16 protein-coding genes are annotated in these 15,551 nt (G+C 65.4%); 9 read left to right on the forward strand and 7 right to left on the reverse strand.

The features are described from left to right. Positions 1–135: 135 nt before the first annotated feature. Both XH96_RS02255 and XH96_RS02260 read left to right on the forward strand, forming a co-directional pair. The gene (locus tag XH96_RS02255; protein WP_194390867.1) at positions 136–1,572 is read left to right on the forward strand and encodes an MBOAT family protein; all 1,437 of its coding nucleotides are present in this window, start codon (positions 136–138) and stop codon (positions 1,570–1,572) included. Beyond that, a complete protein-coding gene (locus XH96_RS02260) occupies positions 1,572–2,678 on the forward strand; it encodes a hypothetical protein (protein WP_194390868.1) in 1,107 nt (368 codons plus the stop codon). The genes XH96_RS02255 and XH96_RS02260 overlap by 1 nt, the downstream gene beginning before the upstream one ends. A gap of 177 nt (positions 2,679–2,855) precedes the next feature. On the opposite strand, the gene XH96_RS02265 is transcribed toward XH96_RS02260, so the two are convergent. From XH96_RS02265 to XH96_RS02275, 3 genes are all read right to left on the reverse strand, one after another. Beyond that, positions 2,856–4,043, reverse strand: a complete 1,188-nt coding sequence (locus tag XH96_RS02265; protein WP_194390869.1) for an alanine--glyoxylate aminotransferase family protein — start codon at positions 4,041–4,043, stop codon at positions 2,856–2,858. Between the two features lie 102 nt (positions 4,044–4,145). Beyond that, positions 4,146–4,871: a thermonuclease family protein gene (locus tag XH96_RS02270; protein ID WP_194390870.1), complete on the reverse strand. Its 726-nt coding sequence runs from the start codon at positions 4,869–4,871 to the stop codon at positions 4,146–4,148. A gap of 292 nt (positions 4,872–5,163) precedes the next feature. Further along, entirely contained in the window at positions 5,164–6,891 is a 1,728-nt protein-coding gene (locus tag XH96_RS02275) for a hypothetical protein (RefSeq protein ID WP_194390871.1), read from the reverse strand. A 419-nt stretch (positions 6,892–7,310) separates the two neighbouring features. On the opposite strand from XH96_RS02275, the gene XH96_RS02280 reads away from it, so the two are divergent. Beyond that, complete coding sequence (locus XH96_RS02280) at positions 7,311–8,159, forward strand: caspase family protein (RefSeq protein WP_194390872.1); 849 nt, start codon at positions 7,311–7,313, stop codon at positions 8,157–8,159. A 245-nt stretch (positions 8,160–8,404) separates the two neighbouring features. Here the strand turns inward: XH96_RS02280 and XH96_RS02285 are convergent, their stop codons facing one another. After that, complete coding sequence (locus XH96_RS02285) at positions 8,405–9,298, reverse strand: efflux RND transporter periplasmic adaptor subunit (protein WP_194390873.1); 894 nt, start codon at positions 9,296–9,298, stop codon at positions 8,405–8,407. A gap of 287 nt (positions 9,299–9,585) precedes the next feature. On the opposite strand from XH96_RS02285, the gene XH96_RS02290 reads away from it, so the two are divergent. Next, positions 9,586–10,197: a PAS domain-containing protein gene (locus tag XH96_RS02290; protein ID WP_194390874.1), complete on the forward strand. Its 612-nt coding sequence runs from the start codon at positions 9,586–9,588 to the stop codon at positions 10,195–10,197. A 3-nt stretch (positions 10,198–10,200) separates the two neighbouring features. Here XH96_RS02290 and XH96_RS02295 read toward each other — a convergent pair whose 3' ends face one another. Then, a complete protein-coding gene (locus tag XH96_RS02295) occupies positions 10,201–10,371 on the reverse strand; it encodes a hypothetical protein (RefSeq protein WP_194390875.1) in 171 nt (56 codons plus the stop codon). Positions 10,372–10,495: 124 nt separating this feature from the next. Between XH96_RS02295 and XH96_RS02300 the strand changes: the two genes are divergently transcribed. Next, positions 10,496–10,672, forward strand: a complete 177-nt coding sequence (locus tag XH96_RS02300) for a hypothetical protein (RefSeq protein WP_194394428.1) — start codon at positions 10,496–10,498, stop codon at positions 10,670–10,672. A 111-nt stretch (positions 10,673–10,783) separates the two neighbouring features. Continuing rightward, positions 10,784–10,906, forward strand: coding sequence for a hypothetical protein (locus XH96_RS39605; protein WP_256439331.1), 123 nt, complete (start codon positions 10,784–10,786; stop codon positions 10,904–10,906). A 90-nt stretch (positions 10,907–10,996) separates the two neighbouring features. On the opposite strand, the gene XH96_RS02305 is transcribed toward XH96_RS39605, so the two are convergent. Beyond that, positions 10,997–12,043 carry a GlxA family transcriptional regulator gene (locus XH96_RS02305; RefSeq protein ID WP_246789912.1) on the reverse strand — a complete coding sequence of 349 codons (1,047 nt, stop codon included), beginning with the start codon at positions 12,041–12,043 and terminating at the stop codon, positions 10,997–10,999. A gap of 136 nt (positions 12,044–12,179) precedes the next feature. Between XH96_RS02305 and XH96_RS02310 the strand changes: the two genes are divergently transcribed. Both XH96_RS02310 and XH96_RS02315 read left to right on the forward strand, forming a co-directional pair. Next, entirely contained in the window at positions 12,180–13,226 is a 1,047-nt protein-coding gene (locus XH96_RS02310; RefSeq protein WP_194390877.1) for a bifunctional 2-polyprenyl-6-hydroxyphenol methylase/3-demethylubiquinol 3-O-methyltransferase UbiG, read from the forward strand. A 76-nt stretch (positions 13,227–13,302) separates the two neighbouring features. Beyond that, positions 13,303–13,440, forward strand: coding sequence for a hypothetical protein (locus tag XH96_RS02315; protein ID WP_194390878.1), 138 nt, complete (start codon positions 13,303–13,305; stop codon positions 13,438–13,440). A gap of 79 nt (positions 13,441–13,519) precedes the next feature. On the opposite strand, the gene XH96_RS02320 is transcribed toward XH96_RS02315, so the two are convergent. Next, a complete protein-coding gene (locus XH96_RS02320; protein ID WP_194390879.1) occupies positions 13,520–14,212 on the reverse strand; it encodes a hypothetical protein in 693 nt (230 codons plus the stop codon). A gap of 181 nt (positions 14,213–14,393) precedes the next feature. Here XH96_RS02320 and XH96_RS02325 point away from each other — a divergent pair, with 181 nt between their 5' ends. Beyond that, positions 14,394–15,416: a LysM peptidoglycan-binding domain-containing protein gene (locus tag XH96_RS02325; RefSeq protein WP_194390880.1), complete on the forward strand. Its 1,023-nt coding sequence runs from the start codon at positions 14,394–14,396 to the stop codon at positions 15,414–15,416. The last annotated feature ends 135 nt before the right edge of the window (positions 15,417–15,551 follow it).

A 15,551-nucleotide genomic window follows, 5' to 3' on the forward strand; every position in this document is an offset into this window, starting at 1 on the left:
CTTGCCGCGTTCCCTTATATCGTCCCGATTCCGCGAATTGCCAGCGCAGCTGGCGAAGGACTGCGCCGGGCCGCCGGGTTGTTGACCGGCTCCTTGTATGCTTTAGGGACGATATCCCGCCGCCGGTCCAGCCAGATGCTGTTTAATTCCTATTCGTTCATCCTGCTGTTCCTGCCGGTTGTGCTGGCCGGCTACTTCCGGCTCGGCCAACGCAGCAATCTCGCTCCGGTGATCTGGCTGGCGCTGGCTTCGATCACCTTCTACGCCATCGGCAGCTGGCAGTTCGTGGCCCTGTTGCTGGTATCGATCGCGTTCAACTACGGCGTCGGCCATCTCCTCATCGAGGCGGAGCTCACCCCGTCACGGCGCCGGGCTGCGCTCGCTTTCGGCGTCGTCGTCGATCTCCTCGTGCTCGGCATCTTCAAATATGCCGGCTTTGCTGCTGAGAACATCAACGCGCTGCTCGGCACGCATGTTGCGGTCCACATCCTGCTGCCGGTCGGCATCTCCTTCTATACGTTCACCCAGATCGCGTTCCTGGTCGATGCCTATCGCGGCCAGGTCGCGGCCTACGCGCTGCCGCATTACACGCTGTTCGTGACCTATTTCCCGCATCTGATCGCGGGACCGATCCTCCATCACAAGGACATGATCCCGCAATTCGAGCAGGAGGAATCGAAGCGTCCGGACGCGCATCTGATTCTGTGCGGACTCATCATCTTCGCCATCGGCCTGTTCAAGAAGACCTGCCTTGCCGACGGCATCCAGCCGCTGGTCGCGCTTGCCTTCGAGGCGCGCTCGCCGAGCTTCGACCAGGCCTGGCTTGGCGCGCTCGCCTACACCTTCCAGCTCTATTTCGACTTCTCGGGCTATTCCGACATGGCGATCGGGATCTCGCTGATGTTCGGCATCTTCCTGCCGGTCAATTTCAACTCCCCCTACAAGGCGACCAGCATCGTCGAGTTCTGGCGGCGCTGGCACATGACGCTGTCGCAATTCCTGCGCGATTATCTTTACATCCCGCTCGGCGGCAACCGCAGAGGTCGCGTGCTGCGCTATGCGAACCTGATGATCACGATGCTGCTCGGCGGGCTCTGGCACGGCGCGGCCTGGACGTTCGTGGCGTGGGGCACGCTGCACGGCGCCTATCTCTGTCTCAATCATGCCTTCAACGCGCTGGTGCCGGATCTCCCGTCGTCGCTGGCGCGCCCGGCCCGCATCGCCGGAGCGGTTCTGACGTTTCTCGCCGTCGTCGTCGCCTGGGTGTTCTTCCGCGCCGAGAGCGTCGCATGGGCGCTACGCATCCTCCGCGCCATGGCCGATCCCGCCGATATCGTTTTCGGCCGCGAGGAGATTGCGGCGCTGGTGCTGGTGTCAGTCTACGCGGCGCTGGTGTGGCTGACGCCGAACACGCAGGCGATCATGGGCTACGATCACGGCAACCGCAGGGTCGGCGCGGCCTTGCTGGCAGGGCGCCTGCGGCCGCTGTTTCTCTATGGCGCGTCGCTGGTGCTCGCGTTCGGCATTTTGGGCATCCAGAGCCACAGCGAGTTCATTTATTTCCGGTTCTGATGCGCGCACCGTTCACCAATGTGAGACGTCTTCTCCTCGCGAGCATCGTGTGCGCGCTGGCGGCGGCTGCGCTGACCTTCGTGGTCGATCCCCTGCAACTGTTTCGCCCCTCGCGCCTCATGGCGGCCTTCTACTCCGACGACACGCGCGTGCAGAATGCCGGGCTGATCCGCAGCCAGTCGTTCGACACCGCCTTCATGGGCACATCGCTCGCGATCCATTTCCGCCAGAGCGAGATCGATCGCGTGCTCGGCGTCCATTCGCTCAAGCTGGCGATGACCGGCTCCAATTCGCGCCAGCAGGCCTTCGTGCTGGCGCAGGCGATCGACCGCGGCGCGCGGCGCGTGATCTGGGAGATGGATGATTTCATCTTCGTCGATGCCGCCGACATCGAGGCCGACCCCTATCTCTCCGTCGACCTCTATCGCGGAACGGCCAGGGGCATCGCGTCCTATCTGTTCAGCGCGGCGATGGCGAAGGAATCCCTGTTCGCATTGCTGCGTTCGATCCCGCCGCTGCGGGAGCCGCTGACCCGGGCGGCGCCGTTTCTGCCGGTCAAGTTCGCGCTGTCAGACGTCGATGACATCTACGCGCTGCCGCGGGATTTCGATGTCGCGCGCGGCTACAACGCGACGAGGACGCTCGCGGCCTTCGCCCACATCACCGATCCCGTTCGCCGCCGCTTCCTCGGCGAAGGCTACGGCTACGACGCGATGGCCGGGCATTTCGAGCGCGGTGCCGTCGCCCTGATCACGCGCCACCCCGACGTCACCTTCGACATCTACTTCCCGCCCTATTCGATCCTGCAATTCGTCGCCATGCGCGATGCTTCGCCCGAAACGCTGAAGATCGTCACCGATCTCACGGCGTACATCGCGCGGCGCCTGACGCAGTTGCCCAATGTGCGCCTGCATGATTTCCGCGCGATCAAGATGGTCACGCACGATCTCGATAATTACAGCGACGTCATCCACCATTCGCCGGTGGTGGACGCCATGGTGCTGAAGTGGCTGGCGAGCGGGGAGTATCGGGTCGATCCGGACGCGCCGCTTGCGTCACTGAATGAGCTGAAGGCGCAGGTTGAAGTATATCGCGTCGAGCACTGATTTTCCCCTCTCCCCTTGTGGGAGAGGGTGGCTCGCCGCGCAGCGGTGAGACGGGTGAGGGGTTCTCTCCGCGAGTCCATCTAGCCGTATGGATCGCGGAGAGAACCCCTCGTCCGGCGCTTCGCGCCACCTTCTCCCACAAGGGGAGAAGGAAGGCGAGTGCGCAGCGCGCCTGTGCTACGCCGCCACCTCGTCGCCGAGATACGACACCGCCGCTTCCAGCCCGCCTTTGCCGTGCGGGATCTTCAGCGCGTTGAGGCCGACCTCGATCACGCCCAGCGTGCCGAGCAGCATCGGCGCATTCACATGGCCCATATGGGCGATGCGGAAGGCTTGTCCCGAGAGGTCGCCGATGCCGGTGCCGAGCACGACGCCGCACTTCTCCTTGCAATAGCGTTGCAGCACGGCCGGGTCGTGGCCGTTGCTCATGGTCACCGTGGTCACGGTGTTGGAGCGCTCGCTCGCTTCGGCCACGTTGAAGCCGAGCACCTGGCCTTCCGACCATACGGCGACCGCGCGGCGCGCGGCTTCGGCGAGCAGGCTATGGCGGCGGAAGGCGTTCTCCAGGCCTTCTTCGTGCAACAGGTCAATCGCCCGGCGCAGCGCGAACAACAGATGGACCGGCGCGGTGCCGGCATATTTACGATAATTCTCGGTGCCTTCGCGCTCGCTCCAGCTCCAATAGGGCGTCGACATGTTGGCCTTCTTGTGCACCTCGAGCGCGCGCGCATTGGCCGCGACGAAGCCGAGGCCGGGCGGCGTCATCAGGCCTTTCTGCGAGCCGGACATCGCGACGTCGATGCCCCATTTGTCCATCTCGAACGGCATGCAGCCGAGCGAGGCCACGGTATCGACCATGTACAGCGCGGGATGACCGCTCGCCTTGATCGCCTTGCCGATCGCCTCGATGTCGTTCTGCACACCCGAGGCGGTGTCGACCTGGACCACGACGACCGCCTTGATCGTGTGCTCCTTGTCGCGGCGCAGGCGCTCCTCGACCTCGTGCGGCCGCACCGCGCGGCGCCAGTCGCCCTTGAGCACCTCGACCTCGGCGCCCATCAGCGCCGCCGCATTGCCCCAGCCGATCGCAAAGCGCCCGCTCTCCAGCACCAGCACCTTGTCGCCGCGCGACAGCACGTTGCTCAGTGCCGCTTCCCAGGCGCCGTGACCGTTGGCGATGTAGATGTAGGACTTGCCCTTGGTTGCAAACAGCTTCGAGATGTCGCTGAGCAGGCTCTCGGTCAGATCGAGCATCTCCTTGGAGTAGATGTCGATCGCCGGACGATGCATCGCCCGCAGCACCTCGTCGGGCATCGTGGTGGGCCCGGGGATGGCCAGAAACTCCCGGCCCGCGCGAACGGTCATTGTTGTTGGTCCTTGTTGCTTGAGAACAGGCTGATAGGTCGCTGGTCCATGCTTTTACGCGCCGCCGGGTCTTGAGAAAAGCACGTAAAATGCAGGGCTGGGTTATCGCTTCGTCTCCCGGCAACCGGCCGCTTCGGCTTCCTCCACCGAGCAGAACCAGCGAGTGCCCTTGCTGATCTTCATCTTGATCTGGGTGTACCAGCGGCTGGTCGGCTGGTGAAAGATGCACTCGCCGGCGCTGTTCACATTGCCCTTGATGGTGCAGTCCGGCGAGGGCGCGACCGGCCCCGAGGCCGAGGCGAGCAGCACCGCATGCGCGCCGTCGGGCGGCTTGGTGGCGCCCAGGATGGTCGTCTTCTTGTTGCGCACGCGCCAGTCCCAGGGCGCGATGAAGGCGCCCTGCCACATCCCGGCCTTGGCCTCGCGCGCGGCCTTCTCATCCGCCTCATAGTCGTGGGACATGCGGGTGTAGGCCAGTGCCCAGCCGTTGCGCACCAGCCATCTCTGGATGTCCTCGCCGCCGACCTCGCAGCGCGCCACGGTGCGGCCGCGCCGGTCGATCGACCTCGTGTGGCAGGCCCAGCTCTTGCCCTCGGCGTATTTGGCAAGCTCGTCGCGGGCCGCGACGCCGCAGGTCCAGCGCTCGGTCCTGGTGTTGAGGCAGAGCTGGTCCACCGCAGGCGCGTCGATGCCGCCAAGCCGGATGCGCGTGTTCCCGATCACGACGGCATCGCCCGCGCGCACTTTTGCGATGCCGGTGATGTCTGCGGCCTCAGCCAGCGAGGGCAGGGCAAGCAGAGACAGCGCAATCAGGACTTTTCGCAACATGCCGGTCCGGTGTGATGGACGTCTTGATAGACCGGGCAATTGTGGTCGGCTTTTGGCCGCCCGGCCAGCTTATGCCTCAAGGATGGGCTTTCAACTTCCCGTCATCTTGCGACGGTCCTTCACTTACCCTCCCCTGGAGGGGAGGGTCGATCGCGCACAGCGCGAGCGGGGTGGGGTGACGGTCTCTCCGCTACGAACAGTGCGCGTGTGGAGAGATCACCCCCGTCACGCAATCTCGCTTCGCTCGATCACGTGCCGACCCTCCCCCTCCAGGGGAGGGTAAGATGAAGCATCACCCCCGCGCCATCGCTCGCTTCGCCAACGCCAGCCCCATCAGCACGAAGGCCGAAGTCACCTCGGGACCGCCGACCAGAATCCGCGTCGGTGTCTTCATCTTGTTCCATTCATAGGCGCGGAACGGGCCGCGTCGGCCGCCTTCGCCGAGGCTCGCGATGATGACATTCAAGGCCGGCGCAAAGGCGCGCGGGTCGGCGCCGAGATGGCCGAGCGCGATCAGCGCGAGCGCGGCGTCGAACACGTTCATCTCGGCCGCCATCAGCTCGCCCTTGACGTAGGACAGCACGCGGTGGCGGATGAAGTCGAAATCGCCTTCGGGATCGATCGCGGCCTGCGCCGCCAGCGGCAGCGCCAGGAAGGCGGCATAGCAACGGCCGAAATAGGCGCTGTAGAGTTCCGGCAGGTAATAGATGTGCGAGCGCGGATTGGCGAAGGCACCGCTGGCCGCCAGCCGCTTCTGGAAGCCGATGATGCGATGTACGGTGGCGAGCCGCGCCGGCGTCTCCAGAATCTTCCAGCGCACCAGATTGCGGAAGCTGACCTCGAGAATGTCGAGATTGAGCGTCGGATCGAGATCGTTGCCGTAAGGGCGCTCGCCGTCGAGATTGTCGATCCAGGTCGCAACCCCGCCCTCATAGTCGATATTGTCGTTGAGCGGCACGGTCACGCGCGGCGCGTTGACGCCGGCGCGTACCTGATAGCCCGCGTAGAAATCCAGCAATGGCTGGTCGATGATGGGATCGGTGCAGCCGGCCTGCGTTGCCGCGGAGATCGAGCACGCCGTGGTGTCGCAATCCGGCACGTAGATTCCGAACCCGAGATCCTGCTTGATCTGCGCGAAGTAGCGGGAAAAGCGTGGATGCGGCGCCGGCGCGAGTGCGGTGATGACCTTGAAGCGCGCGCCGTCGATGCCCTCGACCTCCTCGCGGCTGATGTTGACGCAGAAATCGACCATGTCGGCGATCGCGCGCTCCGCCGCGACCTTGTCGGCGACCGAGGCGAGCCCGGTCTCGACGTAGCTCAGCAGCGCCTCGATGAAGAACGCATCGTAATAGGCCGAGCGGTGACGGATCTGCACCGGCTCCCACATCGGTTCGGCAATGCCTTTCCAGGACGGATTGACGACGGCGCGCGCCGGCGAGCGCGCGATGAAGACGCGGGCGAGATTGAACAGCAGCGAGGAGTTCTTGTAGCCGCGCGCGTTGAGGCCCGTCAGGGCCATGATCAGCTCGCGTCCGCGGAAATCGGGATCGCCGATCAGGTTGAAGGCGGCATAGGTCGGCAGGAAGCCGTTGCGGCGGTACGAGCCGAGCAGATGCTGCGCGCAGTCGCGGATCGCGCCGTCGATCTGCGCGCCCTGCGGCATGGCGGCGATGAACGGCGCCGGCGGCGGCCTGGGGTGGTCGAGCGCGATGCTGTCGACGAGATCGGCGATCGGTCGCCCGACCGCCGCCCAGTCGGGCTCGACCTCGTCGCGGGCGTGGACGAGTGCCTCGCGCAGCCGGGTCAGCCTGGCTTCGTCGCGCAGCTCGGGCAGGCCTGCGCGGCGGAGCAGGATGCGCAGCGCGGGATTGCCGAGGGCGGTCTTGTAGAATTTGGCCAGATGCAGATCGCCGCCGGTCGTGTCGGACAATACGGGATCGCAGACGTCGTAAAGCGAGGGGCCGTCCTTCCGCGCCGTCAGCGCCCGGCAGGCGGCGCCGGCAAAATAATGAAAGCTCATGAAATACCTGGTCGCGGGGGGCTCGTCCGGGGCCGGCGAGCGCGCAACTGTCCGCACACCACCCCCTGCAAGTCTTTGAAAAAGCTACCCGGATTCGCAGGAAAAACAAATGTGATTGACGTCACAGAAAAAGCCGGCACGAGGCCTGCATGATCGGCCTCCGGAATGCTACGGGGGCGTCAAGAATGAGCCATCCAGCTCGGGGAATTAACTAACATATTCAGAGGTTTATCTCAAATTTCGAGCAATCTATTGCCCGAGGGCCTATATGCGGTTAAGGGTTTGTTTGGTGCGGCGCCGCAAATTGCGCGCAATTCGGGGGCACTCCCCGGCCAATCCCTCAAACCTAAAGACGCTATCGCGCTACTCAAACAGTGTGCGCGCGCGTGGCTGGTCTTTGGCACAGGAAACGAACCGAGATGAATGTAAAGCAGCTCGACCTTTCCAGACGCACGATCGCCTTCGCCGCAGCCCTCATCGGCACGGTGTCGCTGGTGATCGGCGCCCATGCTGCTCTCAACATGCGCGCGATCGACGCCGCCAAGGCCGTCTCGACCGACCAGATCACCGGTTCGATCGGCCAGACCTCGCGCCTGGCTCTGGTCATCGGCAACGGACACTATCCCGACGCCAGCGCGCCGCTGACGCAGTCGATCAACGACGCCCGTGCGCTGTCCTCGTCGCTGCGCAAGAACGGCTTTGACGTCGACATGGTGGAAGACGCGACCAAGGACGACATGGTCCGCGCCGTGGGCCGCCTGAAGTCCCGGATCAAGCACGACAGCGTCGTCATGCTGTTCTTCGGCGGCTTCGGCGTGCAGGCCGGCCGCGAGAGCTACATGCTGCCGGTCGATGCCGTGATCTGGAAGGAAAGCGACGTCCGCCGCCATGGTGTCTCCATCGAGGGCGTGCTCGAGATGATGAAGGAGCAGGGCGCCAAGGCCAAGCTCGTCGTGGTCGATGCCTCCCGCCGTAATCCTTACGAGCGCCGCTTCCGCTCCTACAGCCACGGCCTCGCGCCGATCAGTGCGTCGGACAATGCGCTGATCCTCACTTCCGCCTCGCCCGGCAAGGTCGTCGACGACGGCAAGGGCGAGCACAGCGTGCTGGTCAGCGAGTTCCTCAACAATCTCAGCAAGCAGGGCAGCGCCGAGAGCGTCTTCAACAAGACCCGCCTCGCCATCTCCCGCGCCAGCGAAGGCGACCAGGTCCCGACCGTTTCCTCCTCGCTGCTCGAAGACGTCCAGTTCGGCGAAGCCGGCGGCTAGCTTCTTGCAGCAATCGCGGTTGCTGTAGGGTGAGCAAGGCGCAAAGCGCCGTGCCCACCATCCTTCCAGGCTTTCGATAAAAGACGTGGGCACGCTGCGCTTTGCCCACCCTACGATAGGCGTGCGTGGCGCACGCCCGCCTCTCCATCGTCATTGCGGGGAGCTCTTGCGACGACGCAATCAAGGATCCCTCCGCGGAGAGATTCTGGATTGCTTCGCTTCGCTCGCAATGACGATCGTGGCTGCTACTTCGCAGCTTCCGCGCTCGCCATCACCGGGCGCACCGGATCGCCTTCGCGCAGCAATGCGCCGGCGCGGGCGACGACGACATCGCCTTCGTTGAGGCCGTCGCGGACCTCGATGTTGCCGCCCGACATCAAGCCGACCTCGACACGCTTGGTCTCGACGCGGTTGCGGCGGATCACCTGCACCACGGTGCCCGCGGACGAATACTGCACGGCGGTCAGCGGCACCGCGACGTTGCAGCTCTGTCCGGTCTTGATCAGCGCGCGCCCGCTCGCGTTCAGGAGCAGACGCTTCTGCGATGAGATGCCGATATAGACCATCCCCTGCTGGATGTTCGGCTCGACGGTCGCGCCGATGCGGCGCACCTTGCCGCCGATGTCGTCGGCGCCTGCGATCCACACGCTCGCCTGCTGATTGACCGCGAGCTTGCGCACATCGGTGGTGGCCACGAGGCCGATGAGATCGTATTCGCTGCGCGCGACGATCGTGAACAGCGCCTCGCCCTTGGGCGAGGCGAAGTTGCCGATCTGCGCAGTCGAGGTCGCGATCACGCCCGCCACCGGTGCGGTGACCTGAAGCGAGCCGCCTTCGGGCAGCGCCAGCCGGGCCAGCACCTGGCCGGCGGTGGTGGTGTCGCCCGCTTCCGCCAGCACCTCCGTGACCTTCAGGCCGGGACGCTCGGGCCGCACCGAGGTTTGCTCGCGCGCGACGATCGTGCCGGTCGCCTCGACGATATCGGAGAAGCAGGATTTCGCGACCTTCAGCACCGTGACCGCCGGCCCCTTGGGCGCGTCGTCATCGGCGGCTCCGGCCGGATGGGGGCTGAGGACGAGCAGGCCGGCGACGGCTGCGGGACACAGGCTTCGACCAACGGCACGGGGCAAATGACGCATCGGAAATTCCACAGGGGCTATGTCTCCAATCGATAGCAGATGGCCGCCGCCCGCACTATGGCCGCGTCGTCCCAAAGCAGGATGCCGCGCCGCAGGCGGTCACGGCAAGTCTTTGATTAGTCGCGGGATTGGAGAACAGGTTCGCGCTCCTGGGGTGCCCTTTGCCGTGGCCGTCCGGGCCCCGGGTGCGGCCGATCACGGTCTTCTCATCTGCCAGAGCCAGCTGTATGGAATTAGGATCAGGAACGATGCGGCGTTGCCGCCGTACAACTCGTGGTCGAAACGGGATGCAGCAGTTCGTATGCGAGCAGAATATCGTCCATTTCGAGCGGCTGCTCAATGAGACGAGCGACCCGACGGTCCAGGGTACCGTGCGCGCGCTGCTGGCGTCGGCGAAGCGCCAGTTGGCGTTGCTGAACTCGGCCGCGTCCGGCGCCGATTCGACACCGCTCGAACAGCGCCGGCGGCAGCATATCGACGGCGCAACGATCCGGCGGCAATTCCAGCCGGAGTTCGATAGCTCGCCGCACCCCTACATGTTGCTGGATCCCGGCCCGGGGCTGTCGATCGTCGACATCAACGACGCCTATGCGGCGGCGACCTTCATCAGCCGGGCCGACGTGGTCGGCCGGTCCCTGTTCGAGATATTTCCCGACAATCCCGACGATCCGCTCGCCGATGGCGTCAGCAATCTCTACGGCAGCTTGCGGATCGTCGGCGAGACGGGGCAGGCCCATGCCATGGCGGTCCAGCGCTACGACATAAGGGATCCCGGCGGCACCTTCGTGGAGCGTCATTGGCAGCCGATCAACTCGCCGATCCATGACACGGGCGGCCATCTGGTCTTCCTGCTGCACCACGTCGAAGACGTCACGGCGCAGGTTACGGCGCGGCGTTAACCGTCAGCCGCGCCGATCGCCCAGCAGCTTGCCGGTCGAGCGCTCGATCAGATGCAGCCGCGTGCAGGCCGGGCATGACACGGACACGTGTGTGCGATCGGAGGGCTCATCGGTAAGCCGATGCTGCACGTTGAGGCCGGTCTGAGGGCATTTGAAGACAATCTGTCGGTCCATGGTCGAGATATGACGCCAAGCCGGACCTTGCGAAATTACGGATGTTTACGTAGGTCGGCGGCGGTCTCTCACTGCAGGTCCAATCTTGTCGTGAACCAATGCCGTGCGAACGCATTGAACCGGCATGCCCCGTGAAAACGATCTCGAAGGCAAGCCCGACATGGGTGGCAAGCATGGCGGTCAGGCCGGCCAGCCCAAGCTTCCGCCGCGCCCCCACGAGGGCGAGCGCGACGAGGACGTCGTGGCAAAGCGCCACACCGGCCAAACCGATCGCGCGCCGCCGCCGACCAAATCAAAATAGCGCCTCGTCCGCCCGCGTGCTGTTGGACGGTCATCGCGCCGGGGAACGGCGGCATCGCCACGCCGTTAGCCTCGCGCGGCGGGCGTGAGAGATGGAAACGGAGGCTGGCTCGTGTTTTGGATCTATTGGAACACCGCCTGGTCGCTGATCATCAGCGGCATCATGGTCGCCACCATCGTCAGCCATCCCGACGCCGAATTCGCCGAAGTGCGGGCGGCCCGGCGATCGATGTGAGCTTCCCGAGCTCGCGGGTTTGCGCCTGTTCTGGCGAGGTCCTGAGCAGCAGCCCGTCAGGCCTTGCCGCCACCGTGATCCCTGTTGTCGTCAGCCGGAAGCCCGCCGCGGCCTGACCGATGTGCCGGAGGCCGCGGGCCGCGCTCCCGTGACGTAGTCGGGAAGCTGAAACTTGCGCCGATAATCCTTCGGTGACACGCCGGCCTGCTTTCGAAACAAACGACGAAAGGACGCCACGTCCTCGTATCCGACCTCGCGGCAGATGTCCTCGATGGCCGTCTCCGTCGTCTCGAGCAGTTGCTTGGCTTCCTCGATGCGCAGCGTCTGCACATAGGCGAGCGGCGAATAGCCGGTCGCTGCCCGGAAGCGGCGATCGAATGAGCGCTTCGGCAATCCGGAGTGATGCACCAGCGCCGCAATGAGGTCCTGCCGCTGGTAGTTCTGCGCGATGTAGTCCTGGGACTTCCTGATCACGCCGTCGCCGTGATCCACGTTCTGCACCATCGAGGCGAACGGCAATTGTCCTTCGCGGTGCCACTGGTAGAGAAAGAGCTTCGAGATGCGAATCGCCTCTTCCGTACCGCCGTATTTCGCGACGATCAGCAGCGCGAGATCCTGCCAGGATGAGGCACCGCCCCCGCAGACGAGATTGTGACCGGGACCGTTCTGCACCAGGACGCGCTCCATGCGGAGCTTGACCTTGGGGAAATGCTTTCGAAACACCGGCTCGTAAACCCAGTGCGTGGTAGCCTCGTATCCGTCGAGCAGGCCGGCTTCGGCGAGCACGAGAGACCCGCCGCAGGATCCGTACATCTGCGCGCCCGCTTCGTGCATCCGCCTGATCCATGCGATGAGCCGGCGATCGAGCACGGCAGTGCCCGTCTCCGTGGTGACGATGACATTCGGCACGAACACAATGTCGGTTGACTCAACGTGATCGGCCACGTCCTGCGGCAGGATGCTGACCCCGGTGATCAGCGCGATCGGGCCGGGTTCGGCGCCCACCAGCCGCGGCTCGAACAGGCCTTCCGGCGTGCCGCCCTTGACGCCGTCCCACATCCGTCCCGCGCCCCACAGCGTGTCGAATACGCCGTAGATGATCGACGGATCGCATTCGGCGAACACGGGAATACTCACGCGTACACGTCCACGTGACATTCTGCAGCCTCTGGCTCGATTGGCTCGAAACCGACTATTCTGCCTCTCCATCCGCGAGTCCAGACACCCTATGTCGCACCTCAGCGGCGCATCTCCGCGCCCTGAGGAGCCAGACATGAACTTGGATGAGAGAAAGCTCGAGCAGCTGCTTGGACTCGTCGTCAACGAACTCGGCGCCGCCTCCAATGCGGCGCTCGTCGTCCTCGGCGATCGACTGGGATTATTCCGCGCGCTGGCCGACAGCCCGATGACGTCAGCCGAACTGGCCAGGCGAACGGGGACTCACGAACGCTACGTTCGCGAATGGCTGTCCTCACAGGCGGCTTCCGGCTTCGTGAGCTTCGATGCGACGAAAGACACGTTCAGCATGACACCGGAGCAGAAGGCCGTATTCGCCGATGAGAACAGTCCGGTCGCGATGGTCGGCGGCTTCAGCCTGCTGCCGGCGGTCTATCACGACGAGCCGCGACTGGCCGAGGCGTTCAAGACCGGCAAGGGCCTGCGCTGGAGCGATCACTGCAATTGCATGTCGTGCGGCGTCGACCGCTTCTTCCGGCCCGGCTATCGCGCGCATCTGATCGCCGAATGGCTGCCTGCGCTCGACGGCGTCGTCGAGAAGCTGGAGCGAGGTGCCAAGGTCGCAGACGTCGGTTGCGGCCATGGCTATTCGACAAGGCTCATGGCCGAAGCATTCCCCAACTCGGACTTCACCGGCATCGACTACGACGAGGCCTCGATCGACTGCGCACGGGCCGAGACCTCCGGCGCGCGCAATCTGCGATACGAGGTCGCCAAGGCCCAGGATTTCGCGGGATCCGGCTTCGATCTCGTGACGATGTTCGATGCGCTGCACGACATGGGCGATCCCGTCGGCGCCGCCCGCCACATTCGTTCAGTGATGAAGAACGACGGCACGCTGATGCTGGTCGAACCGGCGGCGGGCGACAGCCTGGCCGACAATCTCAATCCGGTCGGGCGGGTCTATTACGCCGGCTCCACCCACATCTGCCTTCCGACGTCGCTGAGCCAGGACGTCGGTCTGGGCCTGGGAGCGCAGGCCGGCGAAAAGCGCATCGCGCAGGTGTTGCAGCAGGGCGGCTTCTCGCAGATCGGCAAGGCTGCCGCCTCGCCCTTCAACATGATCCTGGAGGCGCGGCCATGAGGGTCGCGCACATCCTTGCGCGCATCGGCGCGGTCGCGGTCGAGCCGCACGCTGCGGGCGCGAGGCGAGAACGGCCGTGATTGACATCATCTCCCACCTCCTCCTCGCCCGTGCCTCGCTGGTCGCCGGCCTGTCCCGCCTGTCCTGGAGGCGGCTGGCTGCGCTCGGCCGCCGCGGATGGCGCGCGTTCTGGACGGTCGCCGCGGGGGCGTGAATGACGCCGATGCTAGGCCGCCACCGCCTGCGCCGGGAGACAAGCCCGGGCATGGCGGCCTCGCGTCAACGATGAAGCCTCACCGCCTGATCTCCCATCGCAACGCTTCCGCATTCGCCCTGGCGAATGTCGACGGCACATCGAAAGTGCCGGTCTCGAGATCATAGCGGCAGCGCCAGTCGTTGAGCCCCTTCGCGGCAACGTTCTTCGGATGCTTGTCCATCTCGCCCGACAGCGAGATCACGAGATAGCGGTTGTTGGGCCAGCGGACGCCGAGCCGGCGATAGCCATCCTCCGTGCCTTTCACGAGATTGGCCGAGACGTGGTAGTCGAGCTTCATCCTCTTCGTGTCGGGCCGGCCGTGGAAATAGGCCCAGGCGAGATCGCTGAGCGACCTTTTCGTCGCACTCACGAAGGCTCCCTTCTCCGCGTGGTAGAGATAGAGGTCCTGTTCGCCGGCACCGGTCTTCTGCATCCGCACCAGCCATTGCGAATCGTCGGTGAAACGGAAGCCGGCCGGATAATCCTGCTCGGGCTTCAGCTCGGTCATCTCTTCGCCGTGCCGGGCCCAGGCCTGCCACTTGACGTCGGATTCCTCGCTCTCCTTCACGTACTGCTCGATCCTGGTGGCGCCGTCGGGCGAGGTGAAGGCGAGATCGGTGTTGTCGGAGAGGGTGAAGCCGGGCGGCGGGCCGGAGGCACCGAGTGCGGGTGAGGCGGCCATCGTCAGGACCAGCGCCAGCCATCGAGCGGGACGGCGAAATACGGCCACGGGAAAATTCCTTGAAGAAATGCCGCGCTGCGGCCTCGCCGATTGGACGCCGGCGGGGTCACGCCGGTTCATCCCGGGCGCCGGGATAGAGGCTTATCATCCCATCGACCGTCTTGCTGCCGCAGCCAAATCGGCGCACTTTGCCGCCTTCGGCTGATTTGCCATTCAAGGTCCTTTTCAGATGATTACCGCATCCAAGGCCCTCATTGCCGTCTGTCTGCTCGCGCTGGCCGGCACCGCACTGGTGATCGGCCCGACCGAGCTGCGCCGCCTGTTGTCGTCCGGGAGGGAAACCGCCGTCGCCGCCAAGCCGGAGGCCAAGGTCGAACCCAAAGCGGAGGTCAAGGCCGAGCTCAAGCCGGAACAGCCAAAGCTCGCCGGCGGCTCGCCGCCGGCCACGGCCGCCGGACCGAAGGCGGGCGCGCTGGCCGAGACGCAGAACCAGGTCACGGCCGCGCTCGCCGATCTCGCGCCGGTCAAGCCACCGCCGGCGGTTGCGGAGAGCGGCCCTCGTTTCGACGTCGCCCGCGTCGACGATCACGGCGAGGCGGCGGTGATCGCGGGCCGCGCCGCGCCGGGTGCAAGGGTCGAGCTGCTGCGCGACGGCAAGCCGCTCGATAGCGTCGTCGCGGACGCCTCGGGCCAGTTCGTCATGACCCCGCCGCAGCTTCCCTCCGGTTCCTATGAATTGACGCTCCGGGCCAAGGCACCGGACGGCACGGTGACAGAGTCCGGGCGGACCATGCCGGTGACCATCGCCGCGGCAGCGCCGCCGCCCGCGCGGCCCACATCGGCCGCGAAGCAAGATGCGGGACAGGAGCCGAAGCAGGCCGAGAAGCCCGACGACAAGCCGGACGTCGTGGCCGCCCTGCCATCGGCCTCGCCGCGCCTGGCTTCGGCGCCTGACAGGCAGGCGGCCCGGCCGAGATTGACCGGCGCGCCGAAACCCAAGGTCCTCGCGCGCGCGCCGGCGGACACCACGGTCGCATCGGCCTCGCCGGCGGACGTGCTCACCACCGCACCGGCGCAGGCCGGCGGCAGCCGGGTCATTGCTCGTGGCGACAGTCTGTGGGCTCTGAGCCGGCTCGCCTATGGTGACGGCGCTCGTTACGCGGTGATCTTCAAGGCCAACCGCGACAAGATCAACAACCCCAATCTGATCTATCCCGGCCAGACTTTCGTGATGCCGCAAAAGGCGGAGTGAGGGCGCGGTCCGTCCTCTCCCCGCCCAGGCGGGCGTCTTGAAAGCTGCCTATCCCGCGGGTCGAGTGCGCGGTCGCCCGCGACGCTTTGCCCTGTGTCTCTCCGGAACAATCGGTTCCCTTGCGCGTCATTGTGC

Source organism: Bradyrhizobium sp. CCBAU 51765 (assembly GCF_015291725.1).
In the GTDB taxonomy this organism is placed as follows: domain Bacteria; phylum Pseudomonadota; class Alphaproteobacteria; order Rhizobiales; family Xanthobacteraceae; genus Bradyrhizobium; species Bradyrhizobium liaoningense.

Bases quoted from the DNA above. Each gene is read 5' to 3' on its own strand.
- XH96_RS02260 (WP_194390868.1), top strand. From the start codon at position 1,572: ATGCGCGCACCGTTCACCAATGTGAGACGTCTTCTCCTCGCGAGCATC.
- XH96_RS02300 (WP_194394428.1), top strand. From the start codon at position 10,496: ATGCCCCGTGAAAACGATCTCGAAGGCAAGCCCGACATGGGTGGCAAG.
- XH96_RS02280 (WP_194390872.1), top strand. From the start codon at position 7,311: ATGAATGTAAAGCAGCTCGACCTTTCCAGACGCACGATCGCCTTCGCC.
- XH96_RS02310 (WP_194390877.1), top strand. From the start codon at position 12,180: ATGAACTTGGATGAGAGAAAGCTCGAGCAGCTGCTTGGACTCGTCGTC.
- XH96_RS02295 (WP_194390875.1), bottom strand. From the start codon at position 10,371: ATGGACCGACAGATTGTCTTCAAATGCCCTCAGACCGGCCTCAACGTG.
- XH96_RS02270 (WP_194390870.1), bottom strand. From the start codon at position 4,871: ATGTTGCGAAAAGTCCTGATTGCGCTGTCTCTGCTTGCCCTGCCCTCG.
- XH96_RS02325 (WP_194390880.1), top strand. From the start codon at position 14,394: ATGATTACCGCATCCAAGGCCCTCATTGCCGTCTGTCTGCTCGCGCTG.
- XH96_RS02275 (WP_194390871.1), bottom strand. From the start codon at position 6,891: ATGAGCTTTCATTATTTTGCCGGCGCCGCCTGCCGGGCGCTGACGGCG.
- XH96_RS02285 (WP_194390873.1), bottom strand. From the start codon at position 9,298: ATGCGTCATTTGCCCCGTGCCGTTGGTCGAAGCCTGTGTCCCGCAGCC.
- XH96_RS02290 (WP_194390874.1), top strand. From the start codon at position 9,586: ATGCAGCAGTTCGTATGCGAGCAGAATATCGTCCATTTCGAGCGGCTG.
- XH96_RS02255 (WP_194390867.1), top strand. From the start codon at position 136: ATGCTGTTTAATTCCTATTCGTTCATCCTGCTGTTCCTGCCGGTTGTG.
- XH96_RS02265 (WP_194390869.1), bottom strand. From the start codon at position 4,043: ATGACCGTTCGCGCGGGCCGGGAGTTTCTGGCCATCCCCGGGCCCACC.